Genomic DNA, 16517 nt, shown 5'->3' with positions numbered 1-16517 from the left:
AACCCAGGCAAAAGTAGCTCCTGCTGTCGAAGAAGAACCACTCAAAGCAATCGAAGTTACAGTACAAGTCAATACTTTATCAGCTCCTGCATTAGCATTTGGTGCTGTGTTATTTAGAGTCACTAAAGCAACATCGGTAGCGGTACAGCCATTTGCCGGATTAGTAACCGTTAAAGTATAAGTACCAGCCATATCAACTGTTGGTGTTGCAGTGTTGGCTCCGGAAACTATGTGTCCACCATTGCTGGCAACCCAGGCAAAAGTAGCTCCTGCTGTTGAAGAAGAACCACTCAAAGCAATTGAAGTTATAGTACAAGTCAATACTTTATCTGCTCCTGCATTAGCATTAGGAGGAGTATTATTTAGAGTCACTAAAGCAACATCAGTAGCTGTACAGCCATTAGCCGGATCAGTAACTGTTAAGGTATAAGTACCAGCCATGTCAACTGTTGGTGTTGCTGTATTTGCACCTGAAACAATATGTCCTCCATTGCTGGCAACCCAGGCGAAAGTAGCTCCTGCTGTTGAAGAAGAACCACTCAAGGCAATCGAAGTTATCGTACAATTCAGCACTTTATCATCTCCTGCTGCTGCATTTGGCGGAGCAACATTAACCGTTACATCCACACTATCCATATTACTACATACCGTACCTGTTTTAGTTTTAGTAACTGTATAAGTAGTATTTTCCGTTGGATTAGCAATTGGATTTGCAATATTAGGATCACTCAAACCAGTTGTTGGTGACCAGGAATAAGTAAATCCGGCTTCCGGAGTTTCTCCAATCATTTTACCTGTCGGGTTAGAAGTACAGGTTTTGGTAAAATCAGCTCCTGCATTCGCAATTGGAATCAAATTCAAATTCAATTGAATAGGAGCTCCAGGAAAATCTTTTAACTCTGATTGAGCCGAATTTCCTGAAGAACGGGTTCTAATAAACAGAGTACTAATATTAAAACAAGGATCATTAGGACTTGTATTTTTAAATACTTCTGTTAAGTTAATTGCCCCTTCAGCCCATTGGTTTGGTGCATAAGTCCCCGGAGTAACACCATAAGCATCAAAAGGTACTGTGGTAGTTACACTATTATTCGTACAGAAAATATTTCCAGGAAAAGTATCATTAGGCACTACGACATACTCAAATCCTCCTCCGGCTTTTGCTTTCCAAACTCGAATTACAACTGTTGCGTCTCCACCTCCCTGAGTAAACTCAATAGTGATTAATATATCGCCAACTGTACGCCCTCCATCTGTACCCAAACTAGAAAACGCTCCACTACCACCGGTAATTGGTGCTATACCTGTATTAGGATCTACCGGTCCAAATGTAGCTCCGGTTATAGTTAAGGGTTTTTGTAAAAACTCAAAATCAATATAGCTACTTCCATTAGTAACCTGACGATCACCAGCAAAGAGACACCATAAATCAGTTGAAACACCTTGTCTACTTGTTCCATTCACAAAAGTCAATCCATCAACACTTACTCCTCCGGTCACAGAGGGACTACCATAAGAAAAATGAGCTCCGGCATTTTGAATCTCATTTTTATTAGGCGAAGATCCCGGCCCCCAAGTATAAGTATTTGGATTATCATTAATTTTATTAGAAGAAGTAAAAATGGTTAAATCATCAACATAACGATCTTGTAAAAAGAATGTAAACCCCGGATAAAGAAGTGACCCATTCGAAAAATCCAGGACTCCATTATTTACCACATCCCCAGGGTACATAGGATTACCAAATTGTCTATCAAACAAATCCCCTACATTCTCATAAATAGTACTAATAGGCTCATGTGCCCAGGCATCTCCATCAACCCCGGAACCACTAATAGGATACTGTACCGGCACAATTCCTTTGATATTTTGAGCAATCGTAATATTTCCGGTAAATAACATCAGTCCAAACAGCAGACAAAAAATAAATGTCTGACGCCAACCATCTAACAAAGCACGCCAACAGACTGTCGCACCCCGCATCGTATAAAAAATATTTTTTTTCATGATAATAGTATTTTTATGTCATAAATTATATTAAATAGGTATATAAAAGATTTGAGGGAAAACTATTATAAAAAACAGCTTCAAATAGTCATTGAAGTAAACCTCTTTCATATAAAAAAATTAAATACAACCGCTCCGATGGTCTACAATGTCAGGCATTATCAAACACATCGAAATACAATTATCGAAGTAGGAAAATCACAATATTCCTAAGATTTGGAGAAAGGAAATGTGTAGCAACAGCAATTGCATTTACAGCCAAAGAATTTCCTTATTAGCAATGCAAAATACCACAACATTAGATGTTGCTTCTGAAAAATGAAACCAACAAAAGTCAGGTTTTAAATAGTTATCAAACTTGGGGGAGATAACCGTTAGATAATTTTCTTCATATAATAATGAAGTTCGCCATCTGAAAAAATCAAATTGATGAAATCAATCCTGATTTTCAATAAAAACTAGCCGTGAAGTGTAAAACTTTATTTCAATAAAAATAACTTATAATTTCTCAAATAATAAAGACGTCGCTGTCAAACCGGGACCAAAAGCCATCGCAATTACCCGAGTTCCTGACACTATAGTAACATCATTGATAATAGCATCCAAAATATAGGGTATGGTAGCCGAAGACATATTGCCATGATTACGCAATACAGCATAAGACCATCGTGCCTGATTGTCGGAGATCCCGAGCTCACTTACCACATAATCAATAATTTTAGGTCCTCCGGGATGAATGGCAAAATACATCTGCGCCTTCTCTTCATCCAGATTCACACCACTTTTTTCGCAAAGCGTCGTCAAAAATTCTTTAATGTTTTTTCGAATAAAAACCGGAACTCTTTTAGACAGCGTCATCAAAAAATTATATTCTCCTAAATCCCATGACATATCTTCTAAGGAATCCGGAATAATTACCTCGTGCGAGGCTAAAATGCGAAGCCCTTTTTTCTCCAAAACTGAGTGATCGGCCATAAAAGCATTTTCTTCATACAAAGAATAGCCTATAAATCCATCGGCAAAGAGCGAACAAATCATGGTATTGGCCGGAGAAAATTCCGTTAGATTCAAATGTGCCGACAACAATTCGGTATGCACCACGTCGGCTCTGCCATTTTCTGAACTGGCAGCTATAAGGCTTCGGGCGGTTCGGATTGCCGGAAAGGCTCCGTAACATCCCATGTGATATGAATGGGTAACCTGTACATTGTTCCAATTGCGTTCAATAACCGCTTCCTGTGCCACACTGGGCGAAGAATAACCCGAACAGGTAACATGAATTAAATTTTCAGGCGGAGTAGTAGTTTTTAAATAAAACTGATCGAAAACATAGCCCATTTTAGTTTTAAACCACTCCATCCTAACTTCTATTTTAGGTCCAAAAGATTTTCCTTCTTTTACTTCAAATCCATCCGGAAAATGATAATCCAAAGGAGAGCGAACATTCATGATATTTTCAATAAATTTTCTAACTCCTTCAAAAATGATAATTTGTCTTTTATTTATACTTTCAGAAGAAACCGAATACTTATCCACCTGATCGGAGATATAATCAAAACCGACAGATTCCTTCGTTGTCTCTTCTAAATTTCCTGTATTTTCCACAATAGGAATATTTTGAAAATGATAATATAAAAATTTGGTGTACTGATTGAGCTTGTCCTGCTCAAATAATTCACCAACCTGAATCGGATGAAAATTGGAAAGAATAATGCTTTTCATAACCTTAAAATTTAACTCACTATTAAAGTTTTAAGTGAAAACTTCTTAAAAAATAGCTTTGTGATTATTATTCCCCTTTCAACCTTTAGCAAAACGCAACAAATTAAAAAAACTAACTAAAAAAAACTAAATACCAACTTGTTACGCATTCAAACATTGCTCAAATTGGAATAAATTTAATCCACAAAATTGCCGCGGTAATACTAAAAAACGGAATTAATAACAAAGAAATAATGCAATCCTTTTCAAAAAAGAATAACATCTGTTCCAATACCTGGAAACTGTTATTTACCGGAAGAAGCGTAATTTTATTTCATAATTATCCAAAAAGAAAAATTTGGGGAAATATATTCGAAAGAAAAAAAACAATTACAAAATGCATCATGGAAAAATACCACAATGTAAACTTCTGTATAAAGATACCTTTTGAGCTATCCTTACGAACCAAAAACTATTAAACAACAGTTTTTAATTACTTAAAAAAAGAAATGGTTACAAGCATGCTTTTTCAGACTGGGGAAGAAAAGCTGTAAAAACAATCTTCATAATATTTTATGAAGGAACCTACTATCATTACATTGTAAAAAATAAACTGTTTGGAGTTGTAACGAACCAAGCATTTATTAATCACATTAATTTTAAAACAAAACCAAACAATAGGTTAATGAAAGGGTAAGTTTGAGGGACTTAACGGCTATACATTCAAGATCCAAAAGACGCTTTTTTTCAGAAGAAAAAGCTTTCTCTAAGAATCTGATTATCAAAGTTAATTGGAATTAAATTAACATTAAGAAAACCAAATGTTAAAAAAAACTTAAAACAGCCAATCTGTTATTTTTATCGATGAAATGCAATTCATTGTAAGAAAAAAAGCTAAAGCAAATTAAAAAAAACGTTTATACTTACAAAAAAATAAGCCAGAATAACGTCAGTCATTCTGGCTTTTAATTAATTGTGTATGCTTAAAAATTATTTCAAAGCAACTAAACTTTGTTCAATAGTAGCAATTTTTGCTAAAGCATCAGCTTCTTTTTTGCGCTCCATAGTAATCACTTTTTCCGGAGCACCACCCACAAACTTCTCGTTAGACAATTTTGCCTGAACTGATTTCAAGAAGCCTTGTGTATATTTCAATTCTTCTTCCAGTTTTTTAATTTCAGCTTCTACATCAATATTTCCGGTAATTGGAATAAAATATTCGTTAGATTTTACACGGAAAGACAAAGCTCCGTCCACTTTTTCAGTAACATATTCAAAAGCAGCAACATTACCTAATTTCGAAACAATCGAATCAAAATATGTAGAAACATTTTCATTATTGATTGCTTTTAACTCTATCGCGTCTTTAAACGGAATGTTTTTATCCTTACGAATCGTTCTGATTCCTGAAATCACTTCAATAGTATTTTCAAAATCTGAAATCAAATTAGCATTGAAAGCTTTTCCTTCCGGCCATGTCGAAACAATTAAAGCCTGTTCCGGAGTTCTTTCAGCAATATTCTGCCAAATTTCCTCTGTAAGGAAAGGCATGAATGGATGCAATAATTTTAAATTATTTTCCAACATTTCGATAGCCTTATCAAAAGTCAGCTTATCAATTGGTTGTTGGTAAGCCGGTTTAATCATTTCCAGGAACCAGGAACAGAAATCATCCCAAACCAATTTATAAATAGCCATCAAAGCATCTGAAATTCTGTATTTCTCAAAATTATCTTCAATCTCCTTCAAAGTTTGTTGCAACTTCGCCTCATACCATTCGATAGCTACTTTGGATGATTCTGGTTGAGCAATCGTTTCTGAAACTTCCCAACCTTTAATCAATTTGAAAGCATTCCAAATCTTATTCGAAAATCCTTTTCCTTGGTTACACAATTCTTCGTCAAACATGATATCGTTTCCAGCCGAAGCACTCAACAATAATCCTACACGTACTCCATCGGCTCCAAACTTATCAATTAAATCTAATGGATCCGGTGAATTCCCTAAGGATTTAGACATTTTGCGACGTTGTTTATCACGCACCAAACCAGTCAAATAGACATTTGTAAATGGCTTATCTCCCGCATATTCATATCCGGCAATTATCATTCTGGCTACCCAGAAAAACAAAATATCCGGACCGGTAACCAAATCATTCGTTGGATAATAATATTTAAAATCTTCGCTTTCCGGATTCATAATTCCTCCAAAAACCGACATTGGCCACAACCAGGATGAAAACCAGGTATCAAGAGCATCTGCGTCTTGTTTTAAGTCAGAAATTTGAAGTTGGGAATTAGAAGTTTTTTCTTTGGCTAAAGCCAAAGCTTCTTCAATAGTTTCAGCAACCACAAAATCTTCTTTTCCGTCGCCGTAATAGTAAGCAGGAATTTGTTGCCCCCACCACAATTGACGGGAAATGTTCCAATCGCGAATATTATTCAACCAATGTGCATAGGTATTATTGAAACGAGATGGATGTAACTTAATATCTCCGTCTTCTAAAACCGCTTTGATAGCCGGTTTTACCAATTCGTCCATTTTCAGGAACCATTGATCGGATAATCTTGGCTCAATAACAGCCTTAGTCCTTTCAGAAGTTCCAACTTTATTCAGGTGAATTTCAGTTTTAACCAAGTCACCGCTAGCCTCTAATTCTTTGGCAATTTCAGCACGAACCACAAAACGGTCTTTCCCCTGATAATGCAATCCGAAACTGTTCAGAGTTGCATCTTCATTAAAAATATCAACGATTTCAAGGTCGTGTTTTTCACCCAATGTTTTATCGTTCATGTCGTGCGCAGGCGTCACTTTCAAACATCCGGTTCCGAATTCTACATCTACATATTCATCTTCAATAATCGGAATTACTCTGCCGCAAATAGGCACAATCGCTTTTTTACCTTTCAAATGTGTGAAACGCTCATCGGTAGGATTGATACAAATAGCTGTATCTCCAAAAATAGTTTCCGGACGGGTTGTGGCTACTGTTAAATAATCTTCCGAACCTTCAATTTTATATTTTAAGAAAAATAATTTTCCTTGTTGTTCTTCATAAATAACTTCTTCGTCAGACAAAGTAGTTTTGGCTTCCGGGTCCCAGTTCACCATACGGTAACCACGATAAATCAATCCTTTGTTGTACAAATCAACAAAAGAACGGATTACAGAAGCGGACATATCCGGATCCATAGTAAATTTGGTTCTTTCCCAATCACAGGAAGCTCCTAGTTTTTTTAACTGTTCTAAGATAGTTCCTCCGTATTTATCCGTCCATTCCCAGGCGTGTTTTAAAAACTCTTCGCGAGATAAATCATTTTTATTGATTCCTTCCGCTTTTAATTTCGCCACAACCTTAGCCTCAGTAGCAATAGAAGCATGATCTGTTCCCGGAACCCAACAAGCGTTGAATCCTTTCAAACGGGCTCTGCGGATTAAAACATCCTGAATGGTATTATTCAACATGTGCCCCATGTGCAAAACTCCTGTTACATTGGGAGGAGGAATAACAATCGTATAAGGGGTTCTGTGATCTGGTTCTGAGTGAAAATAATTGTTTTTCATCCAGTAATCATACCATTTTTGCTCTATTGTTTTAGCGTCAAATTGTGCGGGAATTGCCATTTACTAGGTTTGTTTAATCGTTAATTTGTTTAATCGTTATTTGTTCTTTGTTAATCGTTTTTTGAATCTTTCAGTTAAACGATTAAACAGTTAAACAAATAAACCCAAAAAATTGGTTCGATTTTTGTAATTTAAAATTGGGAACAAAAGTAAATAATAAAGTACACTATAAAAAGGGAAATAAAAATTTGTGTACTAATTAAAACAAAGTATATTTACTTTATAATACCAATTCAAATGAAAAAAATAACCACATTTATAGCAATCTTATTTTTTGGCAGCATTGGATTTGCCCAGAAGGGAGCTAAAATAGAATTCAAAGCCAAAAATAACACTATTGATTACGGAGTAATAAATAAGAACAGCGACAACGGTATTCGCTCTTTTGAATACACCAATACCGGCGATGCTCCGTTGATTATTTATTCCGTTCAATCCACAACGAGCTGTACCATTTTATCCAAACAAAACGAAACGGTGCAACCGGGAAAATCCAGCAAAATAGACATTAAATACAACATGACTCCCGGACCAATTAGAAAAACAATTACGGTAGAATCCAACGCTATCAACTACGACGAAGGACGAATTCCTTTAAAAATAAAAGGAGAAGTGGTCTCTTTATAAAACCTAATAAAAATGCTTCCGAAAATTCTGGAAGCATTTTTTTTATAAAACATTCTTCAAATGAAATTTAAAATCCATCGGTTGCCCTTCCCGCAGAATCCTTAAAACAACCCAAACTTCATTTTCTGACCACAACAGCGCATTAATTTCTTCCAACGAATAATTGTAACATTCTTTCCCGTCAATCGAAACCAAAACATCTCCGGTTTTCAAACCACTTTGAGCCGCAGTCGAATTGGCTCTTACATACCCAATTTCATAAACCGGTTTCAGCGACATTTTAATTTTATACCCCAAATTATTCCCTCTGGAATTATCTCCCTTAACATCTTCAGCATGCAAAACGATGGAATTATCCGGAATTGCCACCAATTGTTTCACCAGTTGCACTCCGCTATGCCATATTTCAATTCCACTCTTATTATAAGTAAAAGGTTTCCTGTACATTTTATTTTTCTTCAAATACATTTTTTCGCCCTTGTAATCAAAAACCACCGTGAATCGTTTTAAAATTTCACCTCCTAACGACCCCAACCGATTGGGCTGTAAACTGATATTTTTTAAAGAATGAATATTCGGAAAAGCAACTATTGGCGAACGAAATTGGAAATTTGCAATTTCAAATGCATCAATCCGGGCTCTTTTCCCTTCAACGGCTCCGCTGAGTCCCTGCCCCAAATAATCTTCAAAATACTTCTCAGGGATTTCAATTTTACTGGAAAGTTGGTCAAAAAGCCACACCGCATCACTATTTCCGGAATCGACTAAAAGTTTGACAGGAACTTCTTCCTCTTTAATATTTACAATCGAATTAACATAAGGTTTCCCCTGTTCTATCGAAAGCGGAATACTGCTGTACTTTTTTTGAATTCTCTTCACATACTTGGAATCCGACTGATAAAAGTTAACTTTTTTCTTGTCGTAATCAATCGCCACCAAATGATTCCGAAAAGCAGCTGAACCAATAATTCCGTTAACAGTAACCCCTACATAATTTGACAAATTAAACGAAGGATCTAAAATCAGATACAACAAATAATTTTCAGCCTGCATTTTATCAATAAGCAACACATTTCCGGAAGATTTAAGTCCTTCAACCGCCTCATTACCTCCCAGTCCCTGAATACTTATTTTCTCAACATGATTCAAATTGAGTTCTTTAACATCTTCAAAACCAAACAAAATTGTTTCCTGAACTCCGGAATCTAACAAAAAAAGAAGTTCAACCCCGTTAACCTGAACCGGAATAAAAACCAGATTATTAATAAGCTGAAAGGGAATTGTTATCCTGCTGCTGTTATTTTTAATAAACTCAAACCCCTGTTGTGAAAACACTGGAGTTGCAAAACCAAAGAGAAAAAAAAACAGGATAATTTTTTTCATGAATTGCAGTTTTCATAAAGTTAACAAAAATCCTCCTTTTTTAGCAACTAAAATTTCAAATTGTAAATCTATCAATAGGTCAGTTCAAAAAAAAAATTGCAAATTTGCACCAAATTTTTAGTAACATGCCTGAGATTTCAATAAGAGGACGAAAAATGCCTGAATCGCCAATTCGAAAATTGGCTCCATTTGCTGACATAGCTAACAAAAAAGGCCTAAAAGTATATCACTTAAATATAGGTCAACCGGATATTAAAAGTCCGGAAATAGCCATGCAAGCCATCAAAAACATCCAAATGGATATTATTGAATACGGTCCTTCGGCGGGTTATGAAAGTTACCGAAAAAAATTAGCTCAGTTTTATACCAATCAAAATGTAAGAGTTGATTTTTCAGACATCATGATTACAACCGGAGGTTCTGAAGCCTTATTATTTGCAATGGGAAGCATTATGGATCCGGGAGATGAAGTTATCATTCCCGAGCCTTTTTATGCCAATTATCATGCTTTTTCCGAAGAATCCAGTGCCACTGTTATTCCTGTAAACTCCGATTTTGAGGGCGGTTTTACCCTGCCTTCTATCGAAGCTTTCGAAAAATTAATCACACCAAAAACCAAGGCAATATTAATTTGTAATCCAAGTAACCCAACCGGAAATTTATATTCGGAATCCGAAATCCAACAATTAGGAGCATTAGTTAAAAAACACGATCTATTCCTGATTGCCGATGAAGTGTACCGAGAATTCATCTATGATGAAAAAGACCGCCATTATTCTGTAATGAACTTAGCTGGTTTGGAACAAAATGTAATTATGATAGATTCGGTTTCCAAACGCTACAGCATGTGTGGCGCCCGAATTGGTTGTATGGTTACCAAAAACAAACAAGTAATTGCTACTGCAATGAAATTCGCTCAGGCGCGTTTATGTCCGCCAACAATCGAACAAATTGCCTGTGAAGCCGCTATTGACACTCCGCAAAGTTACTTTGACGAAGTTATCAAAGAATACAAAGACAGAAGAGATACTTTAATTGACGAATTACACAAAATTGAAGGTGTAAAAGTAACACCTCCAAAAGCTGCTTTTTATTGCATTGCCGAACTTCCGGTCGATAACACCGAAACTTTTGCTCAATGGCTTTTAGAAAGTTACCATTTGAATGGCGAAACCGTTATGGTAGCTCCGGCAGCCGGATTTTACTCCACTCCGGGAATGGGACTAAAACAGGTACGTATTGCCTATGTACTTAATAAAGAAGACCTAACCAGAGCGGTTCATATCTTAAAAGACGCCATAGCTACTTATAATGCCCGATAAAAGTAATTTTTAAAAATACAAACAAAGACAATAACCGCTTCTAAAGTTATTGTCTTTGTTGTTTAAAAGAATACCACAATTACCCCATAAAACAGCTTATTTTTTTATCCAAACCGATAGAAAATCTTTGATTTTTATTAATTATCTTTACAGCCTTTAAAAATAACACCCACTATAATAGTAGTATTTAATGATACACAACGAAGAAACGCACGACGAAATAGGAGACAACCACATCAGTACAAGTGCAAAGAATCCGATGAGAGAAGATGCTTTTGCTATTTCGGATGACGAAAAAATTGAAAAAATAAAAAAAGATGTCGAAAACATTCTGGTAACTTTAGGAATGGACTTAACTGACGACAGCTTAAAAGGCACTCCTAACAGAGTTGCCAAAATGTTTGTTAAAGAAATTTTTGGTGGTTTAAATCCATCCAGAAAACCAAAAGCCTCTACTTTTAACAACAATTACAAATACGGTGAAATGCTTGTTGAAAAAAACATCATTGTTTATTCTACCTGTGAACACCATTTATTACCAATTATCGGTCGAGCGCATGTTGCTTACATCTCTAACGGCACTGTAATTGGTTTATCTAAAATGAACCGTATTGTAGAATACTTTTCTAAAAGACCTCAGGTACAGGAGCGTCTTACTATGCAAATTGTTCAGGAATTACAGAGAGCTTTAGGTACAGAAGATGTTGCCTGTGTTATTGACGCCAAACACCTTTGTGTAAACTCAAGAGGGGTTAGCGATATCGAAAGCAGCACGGTAACTTCTGAATTTGGAGGAAAATTCAAAGAAGCACAATGTCGAAGAGAATTTTTAGATTACATTAAACTGGAAACTAAATTCTAATTTAATGTTGAATTGCAGTATGTTTAATCGTTAAATCGAATTAAATATGTACATGTTTTCATTTGAAAAACTTGATGTTTGGCAAAATTCAAGAGAATTAATTTTGACAATTTATAAATTGACTGCTAATTTTCCATCAAGTGAGATATATGGCATCACTTCTCAAATAAAAAGAAGTGCATCATCTATCGCAACAAATATAGCCGAAGGAACTTCGAGAAATACCAATAAAGACAAAGCATATTTTCTCACGATTTCGTATTCTTCTGCAACAGAAACATTAAATCACCTGATAATCTCAATAGATCTTGATTATATTACAGAAGAAGAATACCTTCACTGCAGAGAAAATTTAGAAAAAATTTGTAATCAGATCAATAGTTTAAAGAAATACTATATTTCACAAGAACAAAATTGAATCATTTATTCACTTCATTAAGCAAATAAACGAATCAACAATTAAACGATTAAACAACACCCTTTATGTCCTCATACAATACTCAAACACTAAAAATATACAATTCACTTTCAGGAGAAAAAGAAACTTTTGTACCCATAAACGAAGGAAGCATTGGAATGTATGTTTGCGGACCTACAGTTTACAGTAACGTACATCTTGGAAACCTACGAACTTTCATGTCATTTGACGTGATCTTTAGATATTTACTTCATCTGGGCTACAAAGTGAGATATGTTAGAAACATTACCGACGTAGGACACATAGTAGATGATGTGGACGAAGGGGAAGACAAAATTGCCAAAAAAGCACGCCTAGAGCAATTAGAGCCTATGGAAGTGGTTCAACGTTATACCGTTGACTTTCATGAAATTCTGAAAGCTTTTAATTTTTTACCACCAAGTATCGAACCTACTGCAACAGGCCATATTATTGAGCAAATTGAAATTATCAAAAAGATTATTGATGCCGGAATTGGTTACGAAGCGAATGGTTCGGTTTATTTTGATGTGGTAAAATTCAATGAAACTAATAATTACGGAAAACTTAGTGGTCGTAATATCGAAGACATGCTGGCCAATACCCGTGATTTGGACGGACAATCTGACAAAAGAAATCCCCAGGATTTTGCACTTTGGAAAAAAGCCGAACCGGAACACATTATGCGTTGGCCTTCGCCTTGGAGCGACGGTTTCCCGGGCTGGCATTTGGAATGCACTGCCATGAGCACTAAATACCTGGGAAATCATTTTGATATTCATGGTGGCGGAATGGATTTAAAATTCCCGCATCACGAATGTGAAATTGCCCAAAACGAAGCTTGCACCGGGCAATCTCCGGTAAATTACTGGATGCACGCCAACATGCTTACTTTAAACGGTAAAAAAATGGCCAAATCTACCGGAAACAACATCTTGCCAAGAGAAATCCTAACCGGAGAAAACACTATTTTAAGCAAAGCTTTCCCGGCTTCAGTAGCTCGTTTCTTCATGTTACAGGCACACTACAGAAGCATTCTTGATTTTTCGGACGAAGCCATTGTCGCTGCCGAAAAAGGATACAAAAGATTAATGGAGGCTATCGATGCTTTAAAACAAATCAAAACTAGCACCAACAGCACTTTGGATATTGCAAATTGGAACCAACTTTGCTATGATGCTATGAATGACGACTTCAATACTCCTATTTTAATCGCTCATTTATTTGAAGGTGTTCGTTATATCAATTTATTAAAAGACAACAAAGAGAGCATCACCGCTGCCGATTTAGAAACACTTATTTCGGCAATCCATTCTTTTGTGTTTGATGTTTTAGGTTTGGAAAACCAAAAAGCCGCAGACAGCAGTAACGACAAACTGGAAGGCACCATTAACATGTTGATTGACATGCGCAACAAAGCACGTGCAGATAAAGATTTCGCCATGTCTGATCACATCAGAGACCAACTACTTGCCTTAGGTATCCAATTAAAAGACAGCAAAGAAGGGACTACTTTCAGCATCTAATTTAAAAAAGAAGATTGAAAATATTTTTCTTTTGTGAATCCTAAAAACATAAAAATGTTTTCAAAAATCATCATATTTCCATTCATAATATTGGTTCGAATTTACCAATTAGTGATTTCTCCACTGACTCCGGCAACTTGTCGATTTACTCCAAGTTGCTCGGCCTACATGATTGAAGCCTTAAAAACACACGGTTTATTTTATGGCGGATTTTTGGGAATAAAGAGAATCTTCAGCTGTCATCCCTGGGGAAAAAGCGGTTACGATCCGGTACCTAAAAAAAAGGATTGTCACAAACATTAACCTTTCATTAGTACTCATTTTACTTTAAATATTTAATTTTACAACTCATAAAAAAACAAAATTACATGACACAGGCTTTAAACATCGTATGGAATCCATCCGAAGGTATTGATTTAGGTTTTTTTGTAATTAGATATTACAGCTTAATGTTTGTGATTGCATTTGGATTGGGTTGGTATATTATGAAAAACGTTTTCGAACGCGAAAATGAATCCCTAGAAAAACTGGACTCCTTATTTGTATGGAGTGTTCTTGCCACACTAATTGGCGCCCGATTGGGACATGTTTTCTTTTACGATTGGGAATATTTCCGAAACCACTTATCTGAAATCATATTACCTTTCCGATTCACACCAAAATTTGAATTTACAGGCTATCAGGGATTAGCCAGTCACGGAGCAGCAATTTCTATTATTGTTGCGATGTATTTTTACAGCAAAAACATTCTGAAAAAACCTTTGTTGTGGATTTTAGACCGCATTGTTCTTGCCGTTGCCAGTGGCGCTATCTTTGTTAGATTAGGGAATTTTTTCAATTCTGAAATTGTTGGAAAAGAAACCTCTTCTGCTTTCGGAATCAAATTTCTTCATGATTACTACAGCAAATCCGACGCTGTAAATCTGACACAAATCCCGAATCCAAAAGAAGCTTATACCGCAATTGCAACCAATCCTAAATTTGCCAATTTACTGGCACAAGTTCCGGTAAAACACCCAACACAGCTGTACGAAGCCTTTTGCTATATTTTTGTATTTGCTATTTTGTTTTACTTATACTGGAAAACCGAAGCCAGAAAAAAATCAGGCTTCTTATTTGGATTATTCCTGGTTTTATTATTCTCTGTTCGAATGGTAGTCGAATCAGTTAAAGAAAGTCAGGGCGGATTTGAAAGTGCCTTAGGATTACTTTCAACTGGACAATGGCTTAGTATTCCATTTATTTTGATTGGTTTTTACTTTATTTTTACAGCCGAAAAACCGGTAAAAATATAATTTCAACATAACTCAACAACATACCGCTTTTTTAGCGGTATTTTTTTTGCTCTAAAAATCCAAACAGCCCAAAAACAAAAAAACCACCTAACAACGTTAGATGGTTTTTCCTGAGCCGATAGAGGGACTCGAACCCACGACCTGCTGATTACAAATCAGCTGCTCTAGCCAGCTGAGCTACATCGGCATTTTTTGTAATAATGTTTTATTGAAATCTCAATAAAAAACCACCTAAAATTTAGATGGTTTTTTGAGCCGATAGAGGGACTCGAACCCACGACCTGCTGATTACAAATCAGCTGCTCTAGCCAGCTGAGCTACATCGGCGTCATTATTACGGGTGCAAATATACAGCTGAATTTTAATTCTCCAAAGGAAATTTGCACTTTTTTTCGCTTTTTACCGACTACAATTCGTTGATTTTAGCAATCAATTGATTTGCAGTTTGTTCCAATTCCGCATTAATTTGCTTGAAGTGTGCTTTTTTATTTTCTACATTCTTAGCATTCACTTTTGCGATTAAATTATCAAAAGCAGCAATAGCTTCGTCAATCAAATTATTCGTTTCTTCTGTAGGTTTACCTGTAGTTGAAAGTTCAAACAAGTAAATTGCCTCAATAATATCCCCTAAAACGTAGTTGATGTCTTTCTTTAAATTCTTAACGTTTGCCATTTTATTTAATTTTGATTTGCGTTTGCAAAAGTACGTATAAACTTTTTATTAGTCACTATGAAATGTAAATTTCTAAAACAGAAGCTTTTCCGCTCAGCACAAAAGAGTCGATTGCAGCCGGAATCAATACCGTATCCCCTTTTTTATAACTGTATTTCACTCCATTATATGCTATTTCAAATACCCCTTCAACACACATATAAACCGTAAAAGTCTCCCCGTTTTTACTCATATTAATTTCTCCATCCAAGGGAATAAAATTAGTTGTAAAATAAGGACAATCAACAACCGAATTAGATCGATTGACTTCTTTGGCATATTGCTTATAAGTATCAACTTTATCGTAATTAATCGCATCTAAAGCCTGATCAATGTGTAATTCTCTTTCGTTTCCTTGCGCATCTACCCGGTCAAAATCATAAATTCGATAGGTAATATCCGAAGTTTGCTGAATTTCAGCCACTACTAATCCGGCACCAATTGCATGAACCGTTCCGGTTTCCAAAAAGAAAACATCTCCCGATTTTACTTTTACAGCATCAAGGATAGAAAGCAAACTTTTATTTTTTAGATTCGAAACATATTCTTCCGCATTTGATTTTTCTTTAAATCCAACAATAATACGTGCATCTGCATCAGCCTGCATGATGTACCACATTTCGGTTTTCCCAAAAGAATTATGACGCTCCTTTGCTAATTCATCATTAGGATGCACCTGAATCGACAAATCTTCGCGTGCATCTAAATATTTAAACAATAACGGAAATTGCTTTCCAAATTTTTGATAAACCGCAGTCCCTAAAATTTCATTAGGTGATTCATCAATCAATTGCATTAAAGTACGTCCTTCCAATGCTCCGTTAGCTACCACACTTACATCACCTTCAACTGTGGACAACTCCCAACTTTCTCCGGTAGTAACCGATTCAATCGACTTATTTAAAACCGTTTTTAATTTTTCTCCTCCCCAGATTCGCTCTTTCAAAATGGGTACAAACTGTAACGGATAGACATTCTTCATTTTTAAATTTATTTTTAGTGTAGTGTTTTTATTTTCAAAG

The 16517-nt window shown here is 35.7% G+C and carries 12 protein-coding genes, 2 tRNA genes and 1 pseudogene; 7 read left to right on the top strand and 8 right to left on the bottom strand.

Annotation, left to right across the window (positions count from 1 at the left end; translation table 11 throughout):
• From B6A10_RS14985 to B6A10_RS14975, 3 genes and pseudogenes are all read right to left on the bottom strand, one after another.
• A pseudogene (locus B6A10_RS14985) lies at nt 1-2007 on the bottom strand (PKD domain-containing protein); the annotation flags it as partial.
• 498 nt (nt 2008-2505) lie between these two features.
• On the bottom strand, nt 2506-3729 hold the full coding sequence (locus B6A10_RS14980; RefSeq protein WP_188221502.1) for a 3-oxoacyl-[acyl-carrier-protein] synthase III C-terminal domain-containing protein: 1224 nt from the start codon (nt 3727-3729) through the stop codon (nt 2506-2508).
• Between the two features lie 969 nt (nt 3730-4698).
• Nucleotides 4699-7332, bottom strand: coding sequence for a valine--tRNA ligase (locus B6A10_RS14975; protein WP_188221501.1), 2634 nt, complete (start codon nt 7330-7332; stop codon nt 4699-4701).
• Nucleotides 7333-7569: 237 nt separating this feature from the next.
• On the opposite strand from B6A10_RS14975, the gene B6A10_RS14970 reads away from it, so the two are divergent.
• Complete coding sequence (locus B6A10_RS14970) at nt 7570-7959, top strand: DUF1573 domain-containing protein (protein WP_026714611.1); 390 nt, start codon at nt 7570-7572, stop codon at nt 7957-7959.
• Between the two features lie 42 nt (nt 7960-8001).
• On the opposite strand, the gene B6A10_RS14965 is transcribed toward B6A10_RS14970, so the two are convergent.
• Nucleotides 8002-9342, bottom strand: coding sequence for an aspartyl protease family protein (locus B6A10_RS14965; RefSeq protein WP_188221500.1), 1341 nt, complete (start codon nt 9340-9342; stop codon nt 8002-8004).
• A 125-nt stretch (nt 9343-9467) separates the two neighbouring features.
• Between B6A10_RS14965 and B6A10_RS14960 the strand changes: the two genes are divergently transcribed.
• From B6A10_RS14960 to lgt, 6 genes are all read left to right on the top strand, one after another.
• Nucleotides 9468-10664 (top strand): pyridoxal phosphate-dependent aminotransferase, encoded by a 1197-nt coding sequence (locus B6A10_RS14960; RefSeq protein ID WP_055093008.1) that lies wholly within the window; start codon nt 9468-9470, stop codon nt 10662-10664.
• A gap of 190 nt (nt 10665-10854) precedes the next feature.
• A complete protein-coding gene (gene folE, locus B6A10_RS14955; RefSeq protein WP_188221499.1) occupies nt 10855-11526 on the top strand; it encodes a GTP cyclohydrolase I FolE in 672 nt (223 codons plus the stop codon).
• Nucleotides 11527-11578: 52 nt separating this feature from the next.
• Nucleotides 11579-11944 (top strand): four helix bundle protein, encoded by a 366-nt coding sequence (locus B6A10_RS14950; protein ID WP_394354339.1) that lies wholly within the window; start codon nt 11579-11581, stop codon nt 11942-11944.
• Nucleotides 11945-12009: 65 nt separating this feature from the next.
• A complete protein-coding gene (gene cysS / locus B6A10_RS14945; RefSeq protein ID WP_188221497.1) occupies nt 12010-13488 on the top strand; it encodes a cysteine--tRNA ligase in 1479 nt (492 codons plus the stop codon).
• Nucleotides 13489-13542: 54 nt separating this feature from the next.
• Entirely contained in the window at nt 13543-13791 is a 249-nt protein-coding gene (gene yidD, locus B6A10_RS14940; protein ID WP_188221496.1) for a membrane protein insertion efficiency factor YidD, read from the top strand.
• Between the two features lie 65 nt (nt 13792-13856).
• Nucleotides 13857-14783: a prolipoprotein diacylglyceryl transferase gene (lgt, locus tag B6A10_RS14935; RefSeq protein WP_188221495.1), complete on the top strand. Its 927-nt coding sequence runs from the start codon at nt 13857-13859 to the stop codon at nt 14781-14783.
• A 113-nt stretch (nt 14784-14896) separates the two neighbouring features.
• On the opposite strand, the gene B6A10_RS14930 is transcribed toward lgt, so the two are convergent.
• From B6A10_RS14930 to B6A10_RS14915, 4 genes are all read right to left on the bottom strand, one after another.
• A tRNA-Thr gene (locus B6A10_RS14930) sits at nt 14897-14970 on the bottom strand.
• 66 nt (nt 14971-15036) lie between these two features.
• A tRNA-Thr gene (locus tag B6A10_RS14925) sits at nt 15037-15110 on the bottom strand.
• Between the two features lie 79 nt (nt 15111-15189).
• Nucleotides 15190-15456 carry a hypothetical protein gene (locus B6A10_RS14920; protein WP_055093020.1) on the bottom strand — a complete coding sequence of 89 codons (267 nt, stop codon included), beginning with the start codon at nt 15454-15456 and terminating at the stop codon, nt 15190-15192.
• 55 nt (nt 15457-15511) lie between these two features.
• Complete coding sequence (locus tag B6A10_RS14915) at nt 15512-16477, bottom strand: type I phosphomannose isomerase catalytic subunit (protein WP_188221494.1); 966 nt, start codon at nt 16475-16477, stop codon at nt 15512-15514.
• Nucleotides 16478-16517: the final 40 nt, after the last annotated feature.

The sequence above is a fragment of the Flavobacterium pokkalii genome (assembly GCF_014596575.1).
In the GTDB taxonomy this organism is placed as follows: domain Bacteria; phylum Bacteroidota; class Bacteroidia; order Flavobacteriales; family Flavobacteriaceae; genus Flavobacterium; species Flavobacterium pokkalii.
This window is presented reverse-complemented; position numbering and strand designations above follow the sequence as displayed.

Excerpts from the sequence above, each read along its gene's own strand:
- B6A10_RS14980 (WP_188221502.1), bottom strand. The coding sequence starts at position 3,729 with ATGAAAAGCATTATTCTTTCCAATTTTCATCCGATTCAGGTTGGTGAA.
- B6A10_RS14975 (WP_188221501.1), bottom strand. The coding sequence starts at position 7,332 with ATGGCAATTCCCGCACAATTTGACGCTAAAACAATAGAGCAAAAATGG.
- B6A10_RS14970 (WP_026714611.1), top strand. The coding sequence starts at position 7,570 with ATGAAAAAAATAACCACATTTATAGCAATCTTATTTTTTGGCAGCATT.
- B6A10_RS14965 (WP_188221500.1), bottom strand. The coding sequence starts at position 9,342 with ATGAAAAAAATTATCCTGTTTTTTTTTCTCTTTGGTTTTGCAACTCCA.
- B6A10_RS14960 (WP_055093008.1), top strand. The coding sequence starts at position 9,468 with ATGCCTGAGATTTCAATAAGAGGACGAAAAATGCCTGAATCGCCAATT.
- folE (WP_188221499.1), top strand. The coding sequence starts at position 10,855 with ATGATACACAACGAAGAAACGCACGACGAAATAGGAGACAACCACATC.
- B6A10_RS14950 (WP_394354339.1), top strand. The coding sequence starts at position 11,579 with ATGTTTTCATTTGAAAAACTTGATGTTTGGCAAAATTCAAGAGAATTA.
- cysS (WP_188221497.1), top strand. The coding sequence starts at position 12,010 with ATGTCCTCATACAATACTCAAACACTAAAAATATACAATTCACTTTCA.
- yidD (WP_188221496.1), top strand. The coding sequence starts at position 13,543 with ATGTTTTCAAAAATCATCATATTTCCATTCATAATATTGGTTCGAATT.
- lgt (WP_188221495.1), top strand. The coding sequence starts at position 13,857 with ATGACACAGGCTTTAAACATCGTATGGAATCCATCCGAAGGTATTGAT.
- B6A10_RS14920 (WP_055093020.1), bottom strand. The coding sequence starts at position 15,456 with ATGGCAAACGTTAAGAATTTAAAGAAAGACATCAACTACGTTTTAGGG.
- B6A10_RS14915 (WP_188221494.1), bottom strand. The coding sequence starts at position 16,477 with ATGAAGAATGTCTATCCGTTACAGTTTGTACCCATTTTGAAAGAGCGA.